Below are 17,680 nucleotides of genomic sequence, written 5' to 3' on the forward strand. Positions count from 1 at the left end.
GAAACTTAAAAAATCCCTTTGTTTTTTAAATAAAGGGATTTTTTATTTAAAAGAAGCTTTAATTGTATTAACTCTTTGAGAAACTTCTGGAACAATAAAATTTAAGACTAAATTATACTCTTCTTTTTTCTTGTTAAAATTCATATTCCCTTTAACTATCAAGTAATATCCTGCTTGACCTTTACAAAAACAATGTTTTCCAAATAGCATTTTTGTGTTTTGTAATTCTAAATCAGTTAATTCTAAATCAGAATCAGAATTTTGTAGTTGAAAAATAATTTCTTCAATGTAATTATCATCTTGAAGTCCCTTTTCTGTTTTTTTTGTATAACTATATTTGACGATTGAATAGTTTATATTGTCCTCGGTTTGATAATAAATACTGTTTATTTCATCTCTTTTTATAATTAAACCTTTGTTTTTTATGATTTCAATTGTACATACTCCATTTTCAGGACAAGAAAGGTTAGATTTGTTTGTTTCTTCCAATTTATTTTCTTTGGTTTTAATACTGTTACAAGAAAATAATAAAGTTATAATAAGTGTGAAAATTATTTTTATCATGCGGTAATGTATTGGTTTGTAGTAAATATACTCAAAAAACAAACCAATTATTTGCCATTAAATAAATTCATGGTATTGTTTAGTCCAGCTAAAGCAAATGATTTAACAATTTCAGAAGAAATTTCAAGTCTTTCTTTTAGTTTTTCTTTTTCTTCATCACTCCATTCTCCCAAAACATAATTAACTTGTTGTCCTTTTTTAAAAACATCACTTATTCCAAATCGAAATCTAGGATATTCGGAAGTGTTTAATAGTAATTGAATATTTTTTAGACCATTATGACCACCATCACTACCTTTGCTTTTAATTCTAATAGTTCCAAATGATAAATTTAAATCATCTGTGATTATTAGGATATTTTCTTTAGCAATATTTTCCTTTTCCATCCAATATTTAACCGCTTTTCCACTCAGATTCATATAAGTATTAGGTTTTAATAAAAGTAAAGTGCGTCCTTTTATTTTTAATTCAGCTATATCTCCAAGTTTTGCTGTTTGAAATGAGCAACTTTCTTGATTTGAGATATAATCAAGTATTTTAAAACCTATGTTATGACGTGTATTTACATATTCGGAACCAATATTTCCTAAGCCAACGATTAAGAATTTCTTCATTGAATCTACTTTATTTTCTTTTTTGTTAGTGAATAAACTTTTAAACCATTTCATAGTACAAAAATAGTTCGTTTTTGTTGTTTTGCCAATAGTAAAAGGATTACTAATTAATACTGATTAGAATTCCAATTGCATAAAAAACGGACTAATAGTTTTAAAATAAAAAAGCATCAGTTTACTGATGCTTTTGTGTATGATAAAATAATGTGAAATTATTTTTTCTTTGCTGGTGCTTTTGCAGCTTTTGCAGCTTCTTGAGCCGCTTTCATTGCAGCACGAGAAATTCTTACTTGACAAACCACTGTGTTATCTGGGTGCATCAATTTGAAATTGTTTGCTTCTAATTTAGTAACATACAATTTGTTACCCATTTCAAGTGCAGTAATGTCTGCTTCTACAAAATCAGGTAAGTTTTTAGGTAATGCTTTTACTTTTAAACGACGTTGGTTTAAACGTAAAACACCTCCAGCCATAACACCAGGAGATTTTCCAATAACTTTCACAGGAACTTCCATAATAATTTCTTTATCGTCATTTAATTGGAAGAAATCGATGTGTAAAATTTTGTCAGAAACTGGGTGAAATTGAATATCTTGTAAGATTGCATCAACTTTTTTACCTTCTAATTCAATTACAACAGTATGAGCGTTTGGAGTGTACACCAAGTCTTTGAATGCTCTTTCATCTGCTGTAAAATGTACTGGTTGATTTCCTCCGTATATAACGCAAGGAACCATTCCAGCATCACGTACGGCTTTAGTTGCCTTTTTGCCTACGTTTTCTCTTTCTGATCCTTTAATCGTAATTGATTTCATTGTTAAAATATATAATTAATAAAAATAATTCTCTTTAATTTCTTAATCTCTACATTAAGAATTTTCCACTTATGGAGTTGTTGTTTTGTACCATATGCATTACTTCAGCAAATAAATTAGCACAAGTAACCACTTTTATTTTTTTTGACTCTCTCTTTAAAGGAATAGAATCGGTAACAATTAATTCTAATAATTTAGAATTTTCTATTTTTTCATAAGCCTCTCCTGATAAAATAGGATGTGTACATATTGCTCTTACGCTTAATGCTCCTCTTTCCATCATAACATCAGCAGCTTTTGCTAAAGTACCTCCTGTGTCTATCATGTCGTCAACTAGTATGACATTTCTTCCTGTAACATCTCCTATAAGCTCCATAGTGTCAATTACATTGGCTTTTTTTCTTTGCTTGTAACAAACGACTACATCTGATTCTAAAAACTTAGAATAAGCATAGGCTCTCTTTGAACCACCCATATCCGGTGAGGCAATTGTTAAGTTTTCTAATTTTAAACTTTTCACATATGGTAAAAAGATAGTAGAAGCAAACAAATGATCAACAGGCTTTTCAAAAAATCCTTGAATTTGATCTGCATGTAAATCCATGGTCATAATTCGAGTTGCACCAGCTGTTTCTAATAATTTAGCCACTAACTTTGCTCCTATAGGAACTCTTGGTTTGTCTTTTCTATCTTGTCTTGCCCATCCAAAATAAGGTATTACTGCTGTAATATGACGTGCAGAAGCTCTTTTCGCAGCATCAATCATAAGTAATAATTCCATTAAATTGTCTGAACTAGGAAAAGTAGAACAAACTAGGAAAACACGCAAACCTCTTATTGATTCTTCAAAAGAAGGTTGAAATTCTCCATCACTATATTTTGAGAACGTAATTTTCCCAAGCGGGACACCGTAGCTTTCGGCTATTCTTTCCGCTAGGTACACACTCTGAGAACATGCAAATATTTTTGCTTCAGGCTCGTTGTATGACATCTTAATTTGTTGTTTAGTAGTTGTTTAGTGCCGTGTTGTGTTAACGAGGTGCAAATTTAGAAATAAATTTCGACTCTGAAAGTAAATTTTCAAGTATTTTTAGTACTGTTTTTGAAAAAATAATTACATTTGCAATCTCAAAAACATTATAGAACTTTTTTGAGTAGTATTTTTTGCCTTGGTGGCGGAATTGGTAGACGCGCACGACTCAAACTCGTGTTCTTCGGAGTGTGGGTTCGATTCCCACCCAAGGTACAAAGCTTCAACTTTAAGTTGGAGCTTTTTTATTTTAAAATTTCTTTGTTTACTCTTCCGGAAGCTATCCATGAAGAAATTAATCCTAATGGAATTATGGTTCCGATAACTAATAAAATATTTAAAATTTTAAATTGAACTGGATAAGCAATGTTAGAAGTAATCATTAATACAGAAAATTGTTGTTGAATGACAATGAGAATAGTTCCTAATAAAAGCCCAAATAGTAAGCCTATTGTGGTTATGATTATTCCTTGAATAAAAAAGATATTCCTAATTTCTTTAAATGTTAGACCTATATTATATAAGGTGTTTATGTTTTCTTTTTTATCGATTATTATCATGACAATCGCTCCAGCTAAACAGAAAAGAGTTAAAATTACTATTAAAGTGCTAAAAAGATAAATAAATAGATTTTCAGAGTTTAGCATTTTATATAAAGAATCGTTTAACTGTGCTTTAGTTTTGATTTTAACTTTGTTTTTAAAAATGTTTTTAAGATCTTGAATTATTTTTTCTTCAGATACTTTTGAATTAGTTTTAAACTCAATACTACTGATTTGATTTTTTTTAAATTGAAATAATTTTCTAGCTATTTCAATGTCACAATACACATATTTGCCATCAATATCTTCGTTAATATTAAAAAGGCCAACAGGTTGTAATGTAATTATATTAAATGCGTTTTCGTTACTTTCTATTACGCCTTTCCCTGGTTTTGGAGCATATACATCTAGCGAATTTTGATAATCAAATAAGCCTAATGATAATTTTCTTGCAATTTCACTTCCTATAATCGATTCGTGAGAATTTGGTTCAAGCCAATTCCCAACGTATACATAGTCACTTATTTTGTTTACATTGATAAAAGTGCTATCTACTCCTTTAATAACGGCTATTTGTTCTTTATTGTCATAACGGAATAAAACTCGATCTTCTATTATTGTACTGTAGTTGAGTATTGATATGTTTTTTTTTAATTCTACTATTTCATTCTCAGTTAAAAAAAAAGATTTTCCTTGACTTGCCTCTATTTTAAAATCCGGATCGGAAGAATTACTGTAACTTAAAGTAAATTCTCTTAAACCACTAAAAATTGATAAAAAAACAAATAAAGACATAGCGCTAGCTACAATAGCTATAGAAGAAATTATAGTGATTGTATTTATTGCTGAATTTTTACTAAAACTAACAGCGTATCTTTTTGCTATGTAAAATGGAAAATTCAAGTTTTAAGACTTCTTTCTTTTATCAAGCAATTCAGGGTTTAAAACTGGATTTTCATTACCAGTTAACGCATTGTCAATTTTTTCAATATAATCTAAACTATCATCAATATAGAAAATAAGATTAGGTACTTTTCTCAATTGATTTTTTACACGTTGAGATAAGTCATGTTTAATTAAAGGAGTGTTGGTTTTAATGGCATTTAAAATTTCTCCTGCTTTGTCAGTTGGGAAAACACTTAAATACACTTTGGCTATGGATAAATCAGATGTTACGTTTACCTTAGATACTGAAATTATTAAATTGCTAATTCCATTTTTTCTTATTTCACCTTGCAATATGTCTACTAAATCATTCTGTAGTAATGCTCCTATTTTTTTTTGTCTATTCGTCTCCATGATGCAAAAATAAGCATAAAGTTATAAACTTTGATTCATTTGTTTTTTTTGAAGCTAATCTTTTTGTTATTTTGTGTAATCTTATGTATTAGCTTTTATATTTAGTTTCTGTATGTAGGAGGATGTAGGAGGTTATTGACCTTGCTTGGAGTTAGATAAAAGTATTTGGAAAAAAGAACAGAATGAGGAAAATTGAACATATTGGTATAGCAGTTAAAAATTTAGAAGTTTCAAATGATATTTATGAGAAGCTTTTAGGTGCTCCGTCTTATAAACAAGAAGAAGTTGAAAGTGAAGGCGTGAAAACTTCTTTCTTTCAATCTGGTCCAAATAAAATTGAATTGTTGGAAGCAACAAAAGAGGATAGCCCAATTGCAAAATTTATTGAGAAAAGAGGAGAAGGAATACATCATATAGCTTTTGATGTTGAAGATATTGTAATTGAAATGGAGAGATTAAGAAAGGAAGGTTTTATTTTACTTAATGATAAGCCAAAAAAAGGAGCTGATAATAAGTGGGTTGCTTTTGTACATCCCAAGGGAACTAATGGAGTTTTAATAGAACTTTGTCAAGAGGTAAAATAAAAAGTAAAAAAATGTTGCAACGAAAAAAAAATAGTAGTAATATTGCAACCTCAAAATAAAGCCAGTGGTTTTATTTGTTGAAGCATTTTAAGTTGCAAACAACTGGTCCTATAGCTCAGTTGGTTAGAGCACCTGACTCATAATCAGGTGGTCCCTGGTTCGAGCCCAGGTGGGACCACGAAAAAAATAGCCTTTTAAAAAGGCTATTTTTTTATTAAAAATATTTTTAAAGTTTTTGTGTAAAAAAAATTGTTTAATACAGAAATATTTATATTTTCGTAACTAATAAAATGATTGGCCTCAATTTATTCATAAAATATTAAAGAACAATTTCTTTTAAAATAAGAAAAAGTTTATATTTTTGTAACCTAATGGAAATTATGATGAACAAAAGACTTATTCTTTTATTGGTTTTGCTGTCTTTTCAGAGTGCTTTTTCTGACTCGACACCACCACCACCACCAACGCCACCACCAGGAGTGCCTATTGATAATGGAATTGTCGCTATGATTCTTATCGGTGTACTTTTTGGGTGTTATGTTGTGAGAAATATAAAGTTAAAAAAAGGTTTTCAATAACCTTTCTTTTTTTAAATTCTTAAATCTTGTATTCTTTTTACATATTTTCCAATAACATCAAATTCTAAGTTTACAATTGTACCTACTTTAAAATTTTTAAAGTTTGTGTTCTCATAAGTGTATGGAATAATTGCTACTGTAAATTCGTTCTCCTTAGAATTTACAACAGTTAAACTTGTCCCATTAACAGTAATAGAACCTTTCTCAATAGTTATATTTTGTTGTTCTTTGTTGTATTCAAAAGTAAAGTACCAACTTCCTTCGGCTTCACTTATGTTTTTACATATTCCTATTTGATCTACATGACCTTGAACAATATGTCCATCGAGCCTATCTCCTAATTTCATTGCTCGTTCAAGATTTACAATATCATTTACTTTCCAATTAGAGATATTTGTTTTTTTAATAGTTTCTTTTATGGCAGTAACTGTATAAATGTCATTTTCGATTGCGACAACTGTTAAGCAAATGCCATTGTGAGAAACGCTTTGGTCTATTTTAAGTTCATTTGTTATTGTTGAGACTACTTTTAAGTGTAAGTTTTCTTTTTCTTTTCGGATTTCTTTTATGGTTCCTAATGTTTCAATAATACCTGTAAACATAACTGATTTATTTTACTAAATTTGTAGCTCAAAAGTAAGCAATAAATACTAACTAGTTATGGTTAAAAAGGCAGAAAATATAATTGTAGGAATATCTATAGGGGATTTAAATGGAGTTGGACCTGAAGTTGTCTTGAAAACATTTGAAGATAATAGAATGTTAGAACTTTGCACTCCGGTTATTTTTGCAAATGTAAAAATTATATCTTTTCTTAAAAAGAATCTAAATTTAGATTCTAGCTTGCATGGAATTGATAATTTAGAACAAATTGTTTTGGGGAAAATTAATGTTTTAAATGTGTGGAAAGAAGGGGTCAATCTAGAATTTGGAAAAAGCGATGATGTAGTTGGTAAATATGCAATTAAATCTTTTCAGGCTGCTACGAAAGCTTTAAAAGATAGTTTTATTGATGTTTTGGTTACGGCTCCTATTAATAAGTACAACATACAGTCAGATGATTTTAAATTTCCTGGACATACCGATTATTTAGATAAAGAATTATCTGGTAATGCCCTGATGTTGATGGTGAATGATCAGTTGAGAGTAGGTCTCCTTACAGATCATATTCCTGTTAATGAGGTTTCTAAGCATCTGACAGAGGAATTGTTGATGAAAAAAGTGGAGACAATTATTAAGACTTTGCAACAGGATTTTGGAATTTCTAAACCTAAAATTGCTTTATTGGGTTTAAATCCACATAGTGGTGACAATGGAGTAATAGGTGATGAAGAAGAAAAAATAATTAAGCCAGCAATTAAAAAAATGTTTGATTCAGGGAAAATGGTTTTCGGACCATACGCTTCTGATAGTTTTTTTGGTTCTTTACAGTATGAAAAATACGATGCAATTTTAGCTATGTATCATGATCAAGGTCTTATACCATTTAAAACTTTGTCGTTTGGTAATGGTGTTAATTATACAGCTGGTTTAAATAGAGTTCGTACTTCACCAGATCATGGAACAGCTTTTGAAATTGCTGGAAAAGGAATTGCGAAACATGATTCTTTTAAAGAAGCTGTTTATTTAGCTTTGGATATTTATAATAAGAGAAATGAATATCAAGAACTTACAAAAAAGCCTTTAAAAGTGAAGCAAAATTAGTTGTAAACAAAAAAATGTTTATAACACGTTTGAATTTATAATAATTTTATATCTTTGCAACCCCTTAAAGAAAGGTTGACTGTTGTTATGAAAAATTTAAAAGCATATTTGATTCAGTTTTCTGGATTAAAAATTGGGAAGCATCAGTTTGATTATCAGTTAGATAATTCGTTCTTTGAGCACTTTAATTATGACGATTTTAATAATGTTGATATTAAAGTGGATTTGATTTTGGAAAAGAAAAACACAATGCTTGAATTGAATTTTAAGCATAAAGGAGTAGTAAATGTTCCTTGTGATTTGACAAATGAACCATTTGATTTACCTGTAAAAAGTAAATTGAAATTGATTGTTAATTTTGGAGATTCATTTAACGATGAAAATGAAGAGTTGCTCATTTTGCCTCATGGTGAGTTTCAAGTAGATGTTTCTCAATATATATATGAGATGGTTGTTCTTTCTGTTCCTTTTAAAAGGATTCATCCTGGAGTTAAAGATGGAACTTTAAAGACAGATGTTTTAGATAAATTGGATAAGCTATCTCCAAAAGAAGAGAATAAAGAAGAAGAAAATATAGACCCAAGGTGGGAAAATTTAAAAAAACTATTAACGGATAAATAATATAGTAAAATGGCACATCCTAAGAGAAAAACCTCAAAAACGAGAAGAGACAAAAGAAGAACGCACTATAAAGCGTCTGTTCCTCAAATTGCAACATGTCCTATTACAGGAGAAGCGCATTTGTACCACAGAGCTTATTGGCATGAAGGTAAAATGTACTACAGAGGTCAGGTAGTAATTGATAAAGCAGAAGCAGTAGCTTAATTGCTTTCATAAAATAGAGAAAAACTCTCACGAAGTGAGAGTTTTTTTGTTAATATGCTTTTTTTATATTAAAGTCTTTATTTTACTTGGGTTTGATTTTTTTTTTGTAATTTCAAACACTTTTTTATTAAGCGATTTTTAAAAAAGAAAAAATATTTTTATGAATAAAATTACAGCCGCAATAACAGCAATTGGCTCATATGTTCCTGATTATGTTTTGTCTAATCAAGTGTTAGAAAAAATGGTTGATACTAACGATGAGTGGATAACAACCCGAACAGGAATTAAAGAAAGAAGAATTTTAAAGGAAGAAGGACAAGGAACTTCCTTTTTGGCAATAAAAGCTGCTCAAAATTTGATTGAAAAAGCAAAGATTGATCCAAAAGATATAGATTTAGTTATTATGGCAACGGCAACTCCAGACATGCCAGTTGCTTCAACAGGAGTTTATGTAGCTACTCAAATAGGAGCTACTAATGCTTTCGCTTTCGACTTGCAAGCTGCTTGTTCCAGTTTCCTATATGGAATGTCTACAGCCTCTGCTTACATTCAATCAGGAAAATATAAGAAGGTGCTATTAATTGGTGCCGATAAAATGTCATCAATTATAGATTACACAGATAGAGCAACATGTATCATTTTTGGTGATGGAGGAGGAGCTGTATTATTTGAACCTAATGAAGATGGTTTAGGTCTACAAGATGAAATTTTAAGGAGTGATGGAGTAGGAAGAGAGTTTTTAAAAATTGAAGCTGGAGGTTCTATTTTACCAGCATCTGATGAAACAGTCAAAAATAAGCAGCATTTTGTCTTTCAAGATGGTAAGACAGTTTTCAAATATGCCGTTTCTGGTATGGCAGATGTAAGTGAGAAAATTATGGAGCGAAACAACCTTCTTCATGATGATGTAAATTGGTTAGTAGCACATCAAGCAAATAAAAGAATTATTGATGCTACCGCAAATAGAATGGGAGTTGAAGAATCTAAAGTGTTAATTAACATTCATCGTTATGGAAATACTACTTCAGCTACTTTACCATTATTATTATGTGATTTTGAGAATCAATTAAAAAAAGGAGATAATATCATTTTTGCAGCCTTTGGTGGAGGCTTCACATGGGGAGCTATCTATTTAAAATGGGCTTATAATAAACAATAACAAACCAAACCAAATGTCAAATAGTATGGATATTAGAGAAATTCAAAACCTAATTAAATTTGTAGCAAAATCAGGAGCTACCGAAGTAAAGTTAGAAATGGACGATTTTAAAATCACCATAAAAACAACAAATGAAGGTGCAGAAAGTACAACTTATGTACAACAAGTACCTGTTTCTAATGCATTACCACATGCTCCAGCTAATCAACCGGTTGCTCCAACAGTACCAGTTGCTCCTGTAGTATCTAATGACGGAGATGATAATTCAAAATATATTACTATAAAATCTCCTATTATTGGTACTTTTTATAGAAAACCAGCACCAGATAAATCTGTTTTTGTAGAAGTAGGTAGTATTATTTCTAAGGGAGATGTAGTGTGTGTCATTGAAGCAATGAAATTGTTTAACGAAATCGAATCGGAAATTTCTGGTAAAATTGTTAAGATATTAGTAGATGATTCATCACCAGTTGAATTCGATCAGCCTTTATTCTTAGTTGACCCATCTTAATGAAGTTAGAAATTAGAAATCAGAAGTTAGAAGTGTTTGGATTGAAAAATTAAAGTTTTCTTTTCTAAATTCTAAATTCTAAATTCTAAGTTGAAAAGTCTAATTATCTAATTAAATTATTATGTTTAAAAAAATATTAATAGCAAATAGAGGTGAAATTGCACTACGTGTAATTAGAACCTGTAAGGAAATGGGAATTAAAACGGTAGCAGTATATTCTACCGCTGATGCAGATAGCTTACATGTACGCTTTGCGGATGAAGCTGTTTGTATTGGTCCACCACCTAGTAATCTTTCCTATTTAAAGATGTCTAATATTATTGCAGCTGCAGAAATTACTAACGCAGACGCAATACATCCTGGATATGGATTTTTATCTGAAAATGCTAAATTTTCAAAAATTTGTGAAGAACATGGTATCAAATTTATTGGGGCTTCGGCTGAAATGATTGATAAAATGGGAGATAAATCAACTGCAAAAGCAACTATGAAAGCTGCTGGTGTACCTTGTGTTCCGGGTTCTGAAGGTCTTTTAGAGTCTTTTGAACAAGCTCAAAAAATTGCTAAAGATATGGGTTACCCTGTCATGCTTAAAGCAACAGCTGGTGGTGGTGGAAAAGGAATGAGAGCAGTTTGGAAAGCAGAAGATTTATTAAAAGCTTGGGAAGGAGCTCGTCAAGAGTCCGCAGCTGCTTTTGGTAATGATGGAATGTATATGGAAAAATTAATTGAAGAACCAAGACATATTGAAATTCAGGTTATTGGTGATTCATTTGGTAAAGCGTGTCATCTTTCAGAAAGAGATTGTTCGGTTCAAAGAAGACATCAAAAATTAACTGAGGAAACTCCATCTCCATTTATGACTGATGAATTACGTCAAAAAATGGGTGATGCGGCAGTTAAAGCAGCTGAATTTATTAAATATGAAGGAGCTGGGACTGTTGAATTTTTGGTAGATAAGCATAGAAATTTCTATTTTATGGAAATGAATACGCGTATCCAAGTAGAGCATCCTATAACAGAACAAGTAATTGATTACGATTTAATACGTGAGCAAATTTTAGTTGCAGCTGGAGTGCCAATTTCTGGTAAAAATTATTTTCCTCAATTACATTCTATTGAATGTCGTATTAATGCAGAAGATCCTTATAACGATTTTCGACCATCACCAGGTAAAATTACAGTTTTGCATTCTCCAGGAGGTCATGGAGTGCGTTTAGATACTCATGTTTATGCTGGGTATACAATTCCACCTAATTATGATTCTATGATTGCTAAGCTGATAACAACAGCTCAATCAAGAGAAGAGGCTATTAATAAAATGAAACGTGCCCTTGATGAATTTGTAATCGAAGGAATTAAAACAACAATTCCTTTTCACAGACAATTAATGGATGAGCCAGATTATGTTGCTGGTAATTACACTACAAAATTTATGGAATCTTTTGTAATGAAAGATAAAATAGAAGAATAATATATATAGAAACTCCCAACAATTGTTGGGAGTTTTTTTATGTGCCAAATTTAATTTTTAATTCTTCGCTTTTTTTAAAATGACTGTATAAAATTTAAAATTTAGACTTCGTACTTTTACAACGTTTCTTTTAACCATTTAAAAAATTCTTTTTGCCATACTAAACCATTTTGAGGTTTTAAAATCCAATGGTTTTCCTCTGGAAATAACATAAATCTACTTTTAATTCCTTTTAATTGAGCGGCTTGAAAAGCTTCTTGACTTTGTCCCATTGGTACACGATAATCTTTGGCTCCTTGAATAATAAATATAGGAGTATCCCAATTATTTACGAGTGTTATTGGGTTAAATTCTTTATACGATTTCTGGGCTAATTTGTTTTCGGTTTCCCAATAAGCTCCACCCATGTCCCAGTTAGTAAAGAAAACTTCTTCCGTTGTTCCGAACATGCTTTGTGTATTGAAAATTCCTGCATGTGAAATGAAGGTTTTAAATCTTTTTTTATGAATTCCTGCTAAATAAAATACGGAATAACCACCATAACTAGCACCTACAGCTCCTAATCGTGTTTTATCTACATAGTCTTCTTTTGCAACATCGTCAATTGCACTTAAATAATCATCCATCACTTGTCCACCCCAATCTTTACTAATTTGTTCGTTCCAAGCTACTCCATGGCCAGGCATTCCTCTTCTATTTGGTGCTACAACGATATAACCTTGTGAAGCCATTACTTGAAAATTCCATCTAAAGGAATAAAATTGAGATAATGCTCCTTGTGGACCACCTTGACAATATAAAAGTGTTGGATATTTCTTTTTAGCATCAAAATTAGGAGGTAAAATTACCCAAACTAACATGTCTTTCCCATCTGTAGTTTTTACTATTCTTTTTTCAACTTTTGGTAAAGATAGTTTGGAATAGGTTTCTGTATTAATATTGGTTAGTTGTTTCCAAGTTTTCTTTTTTAAATCATAACTAAAAATTTCATTAGCGTGATTCATGTCACTTTGGGTAACCAAAACAGTATTTTCATGAAAACCGATAATTTGATTCACATCAAACTGTCCTTCAGTAATTTGTTGGACATGAACAGCGATTTTGGTTAAACCAGGAAAATTTACTTCAAAAAGTTGTTTGGTTCCATCTACAGGAGCAAGAAAATAGATCTTTTTGCCATCTTTACTCCATGTAAAGCTGTCTACTGTTCCATCCCAATTTGATGTAAGATTGATATCTAGTCCTTTATGACGAACAATAATATTATTTTTATCTGCTTCATAACCATCGCGTTTCATTTGCAACCAAGATAAGTCTCCATTTGGAGAAAATTGTGGTGCTACATCATAACCTAAATTGTTTTCAGTTAGATTTTTAGTCGTTTTGGATGTTAAATCATATTCATATAAATCTGTATTAGTACTTGTGGCATAGGCTGTTCCTTGTTTCTTTTTTGAAACATAAATTACTTTAGAACCATCTGAAGACCAGATGTAATCTTCATCTCCGCCAAAGGGTTTTTGAGGGCAATCGAAAGGCTCTTCTTTCATAATATCGATTTCCTCTTTTTTGTCATTTGTAATTATTACATGGTTGTGATTGCCATCGTTATAGGTATCCCAATGACGATAGTCTAATGCGTTGTAAATTTGCACATCACTTTTCTCTAATTCTGGATAAAAATCTTTTCCATGAACGTTGTTGATTTTTACTTCTTTATTAGAAAGAATCCATTTACCGTCTTTAGAGGTGTTTTTGTCAATTATTAAGCTTTCATGTTCTTTAATAACTTTTGCTTTACCACCAGTTATAGGAATACTGTAAAACTCGGAATTGGATTTATTTTCGTCCATTGAAGGAGTGCTGACTTTGTAAATAATATTTTTTCCATCTTTTGAAATGCCTAATGGAGAAATACGACCCAATTTCCATAATAATTCAGGTGTCATTATTTCCTGAGCTGTTGCTGCTAAACCTGTCATGCTAATAAGTATTAAAGCTAATTTTTTCATTGTTTTTTTGCTTTTAAATAAAGTTTAAAAATAATTATTTTTAAGGGAATAGTAGTTTAGAAATTCATAAAATAAAAAAAGACCTTCTAAAATGAAGGTCTTTTCTAAAAAATATAAAGTTTCTTATTTATTGCTTGATGAATTGTTTACTAGTAACAATATCATTGTCAGAAATTTCAATGATATAATTTCCAGCAGGTAATGTTGATACATCAATAGAATTATTAGAAATTTTACCGTTTAAAACAGTTTGACCTATTAAGCTATATATTCTAAATGTTGCTTTTTCAGTTATTGATGTTAAGTTCAATATTGAAGAAGTTGGATTAGGATATAAGCTTATCTCTTGTAAAGAAACTTCATTGTTAACTTCTTTTCCAGATGATGTGATGTTTACTGTGTAATCTTCTACCTGACCATAAGAGAAAGCTTCACAAGTTGAAGGAATGCCATTATATTTCATAGACACTCTCATTCTTGTTGCCCCTAGAGTTGCGTTACTAGGAATTGAAATTGTTCCACTAATAGGTGTTGCTTGAGTCGCAGCTCTTGAATAAACTAATTCTCCAGAATCTGAGAAATCTCCATCTTGGTTGAAATCAATCCACACAGCATATCCTTCATTGTAAATTGTGCCTGTCCATAAAGGAGTAATTGTTATAGTTTGTGATGTTCCTCTTCCTACATTAGTTGATAATGAGGTGAAATTTTCATAACCAGCAGTTCCTGTTGACGGATTGTTAATAGTTCCATATACTACTCTTGCAATTCTTTCATCATTTGTATTGTTTCCTTGTGAACTGCAATATGTAACTGTATTTGATAATGTGGTTATATTTACAACATTACTAGAAGCTGAAATATTTCCAGCAGCGTCTTTAGCTCTTACTGAGAATGTGTAAGCAGTTGAAGCAGTTAAACCTGTTACTGCAAAAGTTCTTACTGTTGTTGTGCTACCTATTAAAGTTGTTCCTCTGTATACATCGTATCCAGTTACTCCAACATTATCAGTAGATGCAGTCCAAGATAAATCAGTGGTAGTTTGAGTTGTTCCTGAAGCTGATAAAGTAGGAGCAGTAGGAGCAGAAGTATCAGCAGAACCAGTAGCAAGATTTACTGTGTAATCTTCTACTTCTCCATAAGAGAATGTTTCACAAGATGTTGGAATTCCGTTATATTTCATTGAAACTCTCATTCTTGTAGCTCCATTTGTAGCTGAAGTTGATACTGTAAAGCTTCCGCTAACTGGTGTAGTTGTACTTGAAGGGTTACTCCATACTAATTCACCAGCGTCTTCAAAATCACCATCTTGATTATAATCAATCCAAGCAGCATATCCTTCACTATAAACTGATCCTGTCCATGTTGGAGTAACTGTAATTGTATAAGTTGTTCCTTTAGTTAAGTTAGTTGATATACTAGTGAAATCAGTATACCCATTGTTTCCTGTAGAAGTATTATTGATAGTGTTTAATTGAACTCTACCGATGTATTCATCAGATACACTATTTCCTTTACTTGTACAGTACGTAGGATCTGTTGTTCCTGGTAATGTTGTAATATTTGCCGTGTTACTTAAAGCAGATAAATTGCCAGCTGCATCTTTAGCTCTAACTGTAAAACCATAAGCTGTTGCAGGGCTCAAACCTGTTACTGCATAAGTAGTACTTGTTGCTGTTCCAATTTGTGTCGCTCCTTGATATACATTATATCCTGTTACACCTATATTATCTGTAGAAGCTGTCCAAGATAAATTAGTAGTTGTTTGCGTTGTTCCAGAAGCTGTTAAGTTGGTTGGAGTTGATGGAGCTGTTGTGTCATTTCCTGAACCTGCTGTAATAGTAAAGTTAGTATTTGAAACGTCAAAGAAAATATGATTAGTTCCTTTAACCATTATTCTACATTGAGAAGATGGTGTGTTTGGAATAGTAACAGCTTGAGATCCATCATTAGGAGTTGAAGCTAATAATGTTGACCATGAATTTCCTCCATTTGTAGAAATCAAAATATCTACATTAGCACAGTTTACACCGTTTGCAGTTGTTCCTGCCACGTTCCAAGTAATGGTTTGAGAGGAATTTCCAACATAAGAAACAGCACTATTTGGTGATGATACAGTAAAAGGTCCTGCAGTACCGTTAACAGTAACTACCATGTCATCACTATTGTTTGCACTTCCTCCAGCTCTATTGTCACGAACTGTAAATCGGAAGTTCATTGTTCTTGCAACTGATGGTAAAGCTTCTACTGTGATTTCAGAACCAGATGTTGTAGTTGCGCCTGCTAAAGTTCTCGATAATTGTGGAAAATATCTTTGCGTACTTGTGGTTGGACTGTAAGATCTAAATGTTGGACCTGAAGTTTTTGTAGCACTTGCAGCTGAACTTGCTCCAGTTTGTGAAGAGGATGCGTTGTCAAATTGCTCCCAACAAAAAGTTAAGGCATCGCCATCAGCATCTGTACCAGTACCTGTTAATACGAAAGGAGTGCTTTTTGGGATAGTGTAATCTGAGCCAGCGCTTGCTGTTGGTACAGCATTGCCAGTGTTTGTTACGGTCGGACAAGTTTTGCTTTTAATATTATTAGTAACTTGTTGAATACTTGCTGCGTGGAAATATGCGTCAGAATTTGGTTGAACATCTTGGCTTGTAATTCCTGCATATCCCATGATTGTTGATCCAGAACCAGGTTCCATATTCACGCCAGTTCCTTCATTACTCATTGAAAAGGTATGGTTTGCTCCAAATTGATGTCCAATTTCATGTGCCACATAATCTATATCAAATGTGTCTCCTTCAGGAATAGTAGAGGAAGTAAATCCGCTACCTTTACCAGACTCACACACACAACCAATACATCCTGCATTTCCATTATTGCTAGCTCTTACAAATAAATGACCAACGTCATAGTTTGCGTTTCCAATAACAGAAGTCAATGTGCTTTGTAATTGACTATTATAACTAGTGGTGTAAGGATCGGTAGATGCATTTGTGTAGATAACATCGTCATTATTAGCTATTAATACAAGTCTTGCACTGAAATCTTTTTCGAAAACACCATTTACTCTTGTTAAAGTATTGTTTATTGCGGCTAAAGCGGATGCTTTTGTGCCTCCATGATATGCAGTATATTCTCCTGTTGTTGAAACTGCCAAACGGAAAGTTCTTAATTTAGAATCATCCGCGTTTGGACGTAATAAATCACTATTTCCTGGTGACATCTTGTGACTTACTTCATCGATAACGCTACATTCAAATTTTGAAAAAGCAGCTTTTTTATCTGTTTTTCTGTAAACAGTATAAGCACTTAAATCGCTTGTGTATGGTTCAATAAATTCTGCTACTTTATCTGCATATAGTGTCATAGCTTGTAATCCTAGCGGAGAAATGCTAAAGTAAATTGTTGAAGTTGGGTCTTCAATTCCTTGTCCTACGTAAGATTTAATTTGTGGATATCTAGCAGCCAATGCTTCATCCATGTTTGAATATTCTACTATTCTGAAATTATCTAATACACCTTGAGAATTTGGAAAAGATAAGATAATGGAAGATTCAATTGCTCTAGATCCATTTTTAGGAACAGTAACAAGTTTTTGTTTTAATTTTTGAAAATCTAATTCAAAAAGTTTTGGATTTTGAATCATTGATTTATTTCGAACTACCTCAGCATTAGCTTTTTTTTGAGTAGTTCTCCAGAAAGAATCTCCTTTTTGCCCAAAAGAGAAACTTGTAATTGCCATTAAGACAATTAGAAAGAATTTTTGTTTCATAATTTGTTTTTGTTTTGTTTTTTGCACGCCAAATATATATAATATATATGGAATAAAATTACATTTTACCTATAAAAACGGTTAAATATTTATATAAAATTTACTAATAACTGATTTTTATTAATGAAATACTTATGTTTGTTAGCGTCAAGTCTTTTTGTAAAAATTTGTTCAATTCCATTTTTTTGAAAAAATATATG

At 31.4% G+C, this 17,680-nt stretch carries 17 protein-coding genes and 2 tRNA genes; 10 read left to right on the forward strand and 9 right to left on the reverse strand.

The genetic code is table 11. The features are described 5' to 3' along the window. Positions 1–42: 42 nt before the first annotated feature. The 4 genes from ACULEV_RS18765 to ACULEV_RS18780 all read right to left on the reverse strand — a co-directional run bounded on the left by ACULEV_RS18765 (position 43) and on the right by ACULEV_RS18780 (position 2,984). Positions 43–564 carry a hypothetical protein gene (locus tag ACULEV_RS18765; protein WP_445456585.1) on the reverse strand — a complete coding sequence of 174 codons (522 nt, stop codon included), beginning with the start codon at positions 562–564 and terminating at the stop codon, positions 43–45. Between the two features lie 47 nt (positions 565–611). Then, complete coding sequence (pth, locus tag ACULEV_RS18770; RefSeq protein ID WP_445456586.1) at positions 612–1,178, reverse strand: aminoacyl-tRNA hydrolase; 567 nt, start codon at positions 1,176–1,178, stop codon at positions 612–614. Between the two features lie 212 nt (positions 1,179–1,390). Beyond that, on the reverse strand, positions 1,391–1,993 hold the full coding sequence (locus ACULEV_RS18775; RefSeq protein WP_445456587.1) for a 50S ribosomal protein L25/general stress protein Ctc: 603 nt from the start codon (positions 1,991–1,993) through the stop codon (positions 1,391–1,393). A gap of 49 nt (positions 1,994–2,042) precedes the next feature. Next, positions 2,043–2,984, reverse strand: a complete 942-nt coding sequence (locus ACULEV_RS18780; protein WP_445456588.1) for a ribose-phosphate pyrophosphokinase — start codon at positions 2,982–2,984, stop codon at positions 2,043–2,045. A 175-nt stretch (positions 2,985–3,159) separates the two neighbouring features. Here ACULEV_RS18780 and ACULEV_RS18785 point away from each other — a divergent pair. Beyond that, a tRNA-Leu gene (locus ACULEV_RS18785) sits at positions 3,160–3,239 on the forward strand. 29 nt (positions 3,240–3,268) lie between these two features. On the opposite strand, the gene ACULEV_RS18790 is transcribed toward ACULEV_RS18785, so the two are convergent. Together ACULEV_RS18790 and rbfA are read right to left on the reverse strand one after the other, a co-directional pair. Beyond that, positions 3,269–4,468 carry an ABC transporter permease gene (locus ACULEV_RS18790; protein WP_445456589.1) on the reverse strand — a complete coding sequence of 400 codons (1,200 nt, stop codon included), beginning with the start codon at positions 4,466–4,468 and terminating at the stop codon, positions 3,269–3,271. Between the two features lie 3 nt (positions 4,469–4,471). Further along, on the reverse strand, positions 4,472–4,864 hold the full coding sequence (gene rbfA, locus ACULEV_RS18795; RefSeq protein ID WP_445456590.1) for a 30S ribosome-binding factor RbfA: 393 nt from the start codon (positions 4,862–4,864) through the stop codon (positions 4,472–4,474). 182 nt (positions 4,865–5,046) lie between these two features. Here rbfA and mce point away from each other — a divergent pair, with 182 nt between their 5' ends. From mce to ACULEV_RS18810, 3 genes are all read left to right on the forward strand, one after another. After that, positions 5,047–5,448 carry a methylmalonyl-CoA epimerase gene (mce, locus tag ACULEV_RS18800; RefSeq protein WP_445456591.1) on the forward strand — a complete coding sequence of 134 codons (402 nt, stop codon included), beginning with the start codon at positions 5,047–5,049 and terminating at the stop codon, positions 5,446–5,448. Between the two features lie 104 nt (positions 5,449–5,552). Next, positions 5,553–5,626, forward strand: a tRNA-Ile gene (locus ACULEV_RS18805). A gap of 202 nt (positions 5,627–5,828) precedes the next feature. After that, positions 5,829–6,026, forward strand: coding sequence for a PID-CTERM protein-sorting domain-containing protein (locus ACULEV_RS18810; protein WP_445456592.1), 198 nt, complete (start codon positions 5,829–5,831; stop codon positions 6,024–6,026). 11 nt (positions 6,027–6,037) lie between these two features. Here ACULEV_RS18810 and ACULEV_RS18815 read toward each other — a convergent pair whose 3' ends face one another. Beyond that, the gene (locus ACULEV_RS18815) at positions 6,038–6,628 is read right to left on the reverse strand and encodes a riboflavin synthase (protein ID WP_445456593.1); all 591 of its coding nucleotides are present in this window, start codon (positions 6,626–6,628) and stop codon (positions 6,038–6,040) included. A 58-nt stretch (positions 6,629–6,686) separates the two neighbouring features. On the opposite strand from ACULEV_RS18815, the gene pdxA reads away from it, so the two are divergent. The 6 genes from pdxA (at position 6,687) to accC (ending at position 11,699) form a co-directional block, all read left to right on the forward strand. Then, on the forward strand, positions 6,687–7,730 hold the full coding sequence (pdxA, locus tag ACULEV_RS18820) for a 4-hydroxythreonine-4-phosphate dehydrogenase PdxA (protein ID WP_445456594.1): 1,044 nt from the start codon (positions 6,687–6,689) through the stop codon (positions 7,728–7,730). An 87-nt stretch (positions 7,731–7,817) separates the two neighbouring features. Continuing rightward, positions 7,818–8,351, forward strand: coding sequence for a YceD family protein (locus tag ACULEV_RS18825; RefSeq protein ID WP_445456595.1), 534 nt, complete (start codon positions 7,818–7,820; stop codon positions 8,349–8,351). 9 nt (positions 8,352–8,360) lie between these two features. Further along, a complete protein-coding gene (gene rpmF, locus ACULEV_RS18830) occupies positions 8,361–8,555 on the forward strand; it encodes a 50S ribosomal protein L32 (protein ID WP_445456596.1) in 195 nt (64 codons plus the stop codon). 160 nt (positions 8,556–8,715) lie between these two features. After that, a complete protein-coding gene (locus tag ACULEV_RS18835; protein ID WP_445456597.1) occupies positions 8,716–9,714 on the forward strand; it encodes a beta-ketoacyl-ACP synthase III in 999 nt (332 codons plus the stop codon). 25 nt (positions 9,715–9,739) lie between these two features. Further along, entirely contained in the window at positions 9,740–10,225 is a 486-nt protein-coding gene (gene accB / locus ACULEV_RS18840) for an acetyl-CoA carboxylase biotin carboxyl carrier protein (RefSeq protein WP_445456598.1), read from the forward strand. Positions 10,226–10,346: 121 nt separating this feature from the next. Further along, positions 10,347–11,699: an acetyl-CoA carboxylase biotin carboxylase subunit gene (accC, locus tag ACULEV_RS18845; protein WP_445456599.1), complete on the forward strand. Its 1,353-nt coding sequence runs from the start codon at positions 10,347–10,349 to the stop codon at positions 11,697–11,699. A 116-nt stretch (positions 11,700–11,815) separates the two neighbouring features. Here the strand turns inward: accC and ACULEV_RS18850 are convergent, their stop codons facing one another. Further along, complete coding sequence (locus ACULEV_RS18850) at positions 11,816–13,711, reverse strand: S9 family peptidase (RefSeq protein WP_445456600.1); 1,896 nt, start codon at positions 13,709–13,711, stop codon at positions 11,816–11,818. Between the two features lie 127 nt (positions 13,712–13,838). Beyond that, positions 13,839–17,480, reverse strand: a complete 3,642-nt coding sequence (locus tag ACULEV_RS18855; protein ID WP_445456601.1) for a reprolysin-like metallopeptidase — start codon at positions 17,478–17,480, stop codon at positions 13,839–13,841. Positions 17,481–17,680 lie beyond the last annotated feature (200 nt).

The sequence above is a fragment of the Flavobacterium sp. HNIBRBA15423 genome (assembly GCF_052655965.1).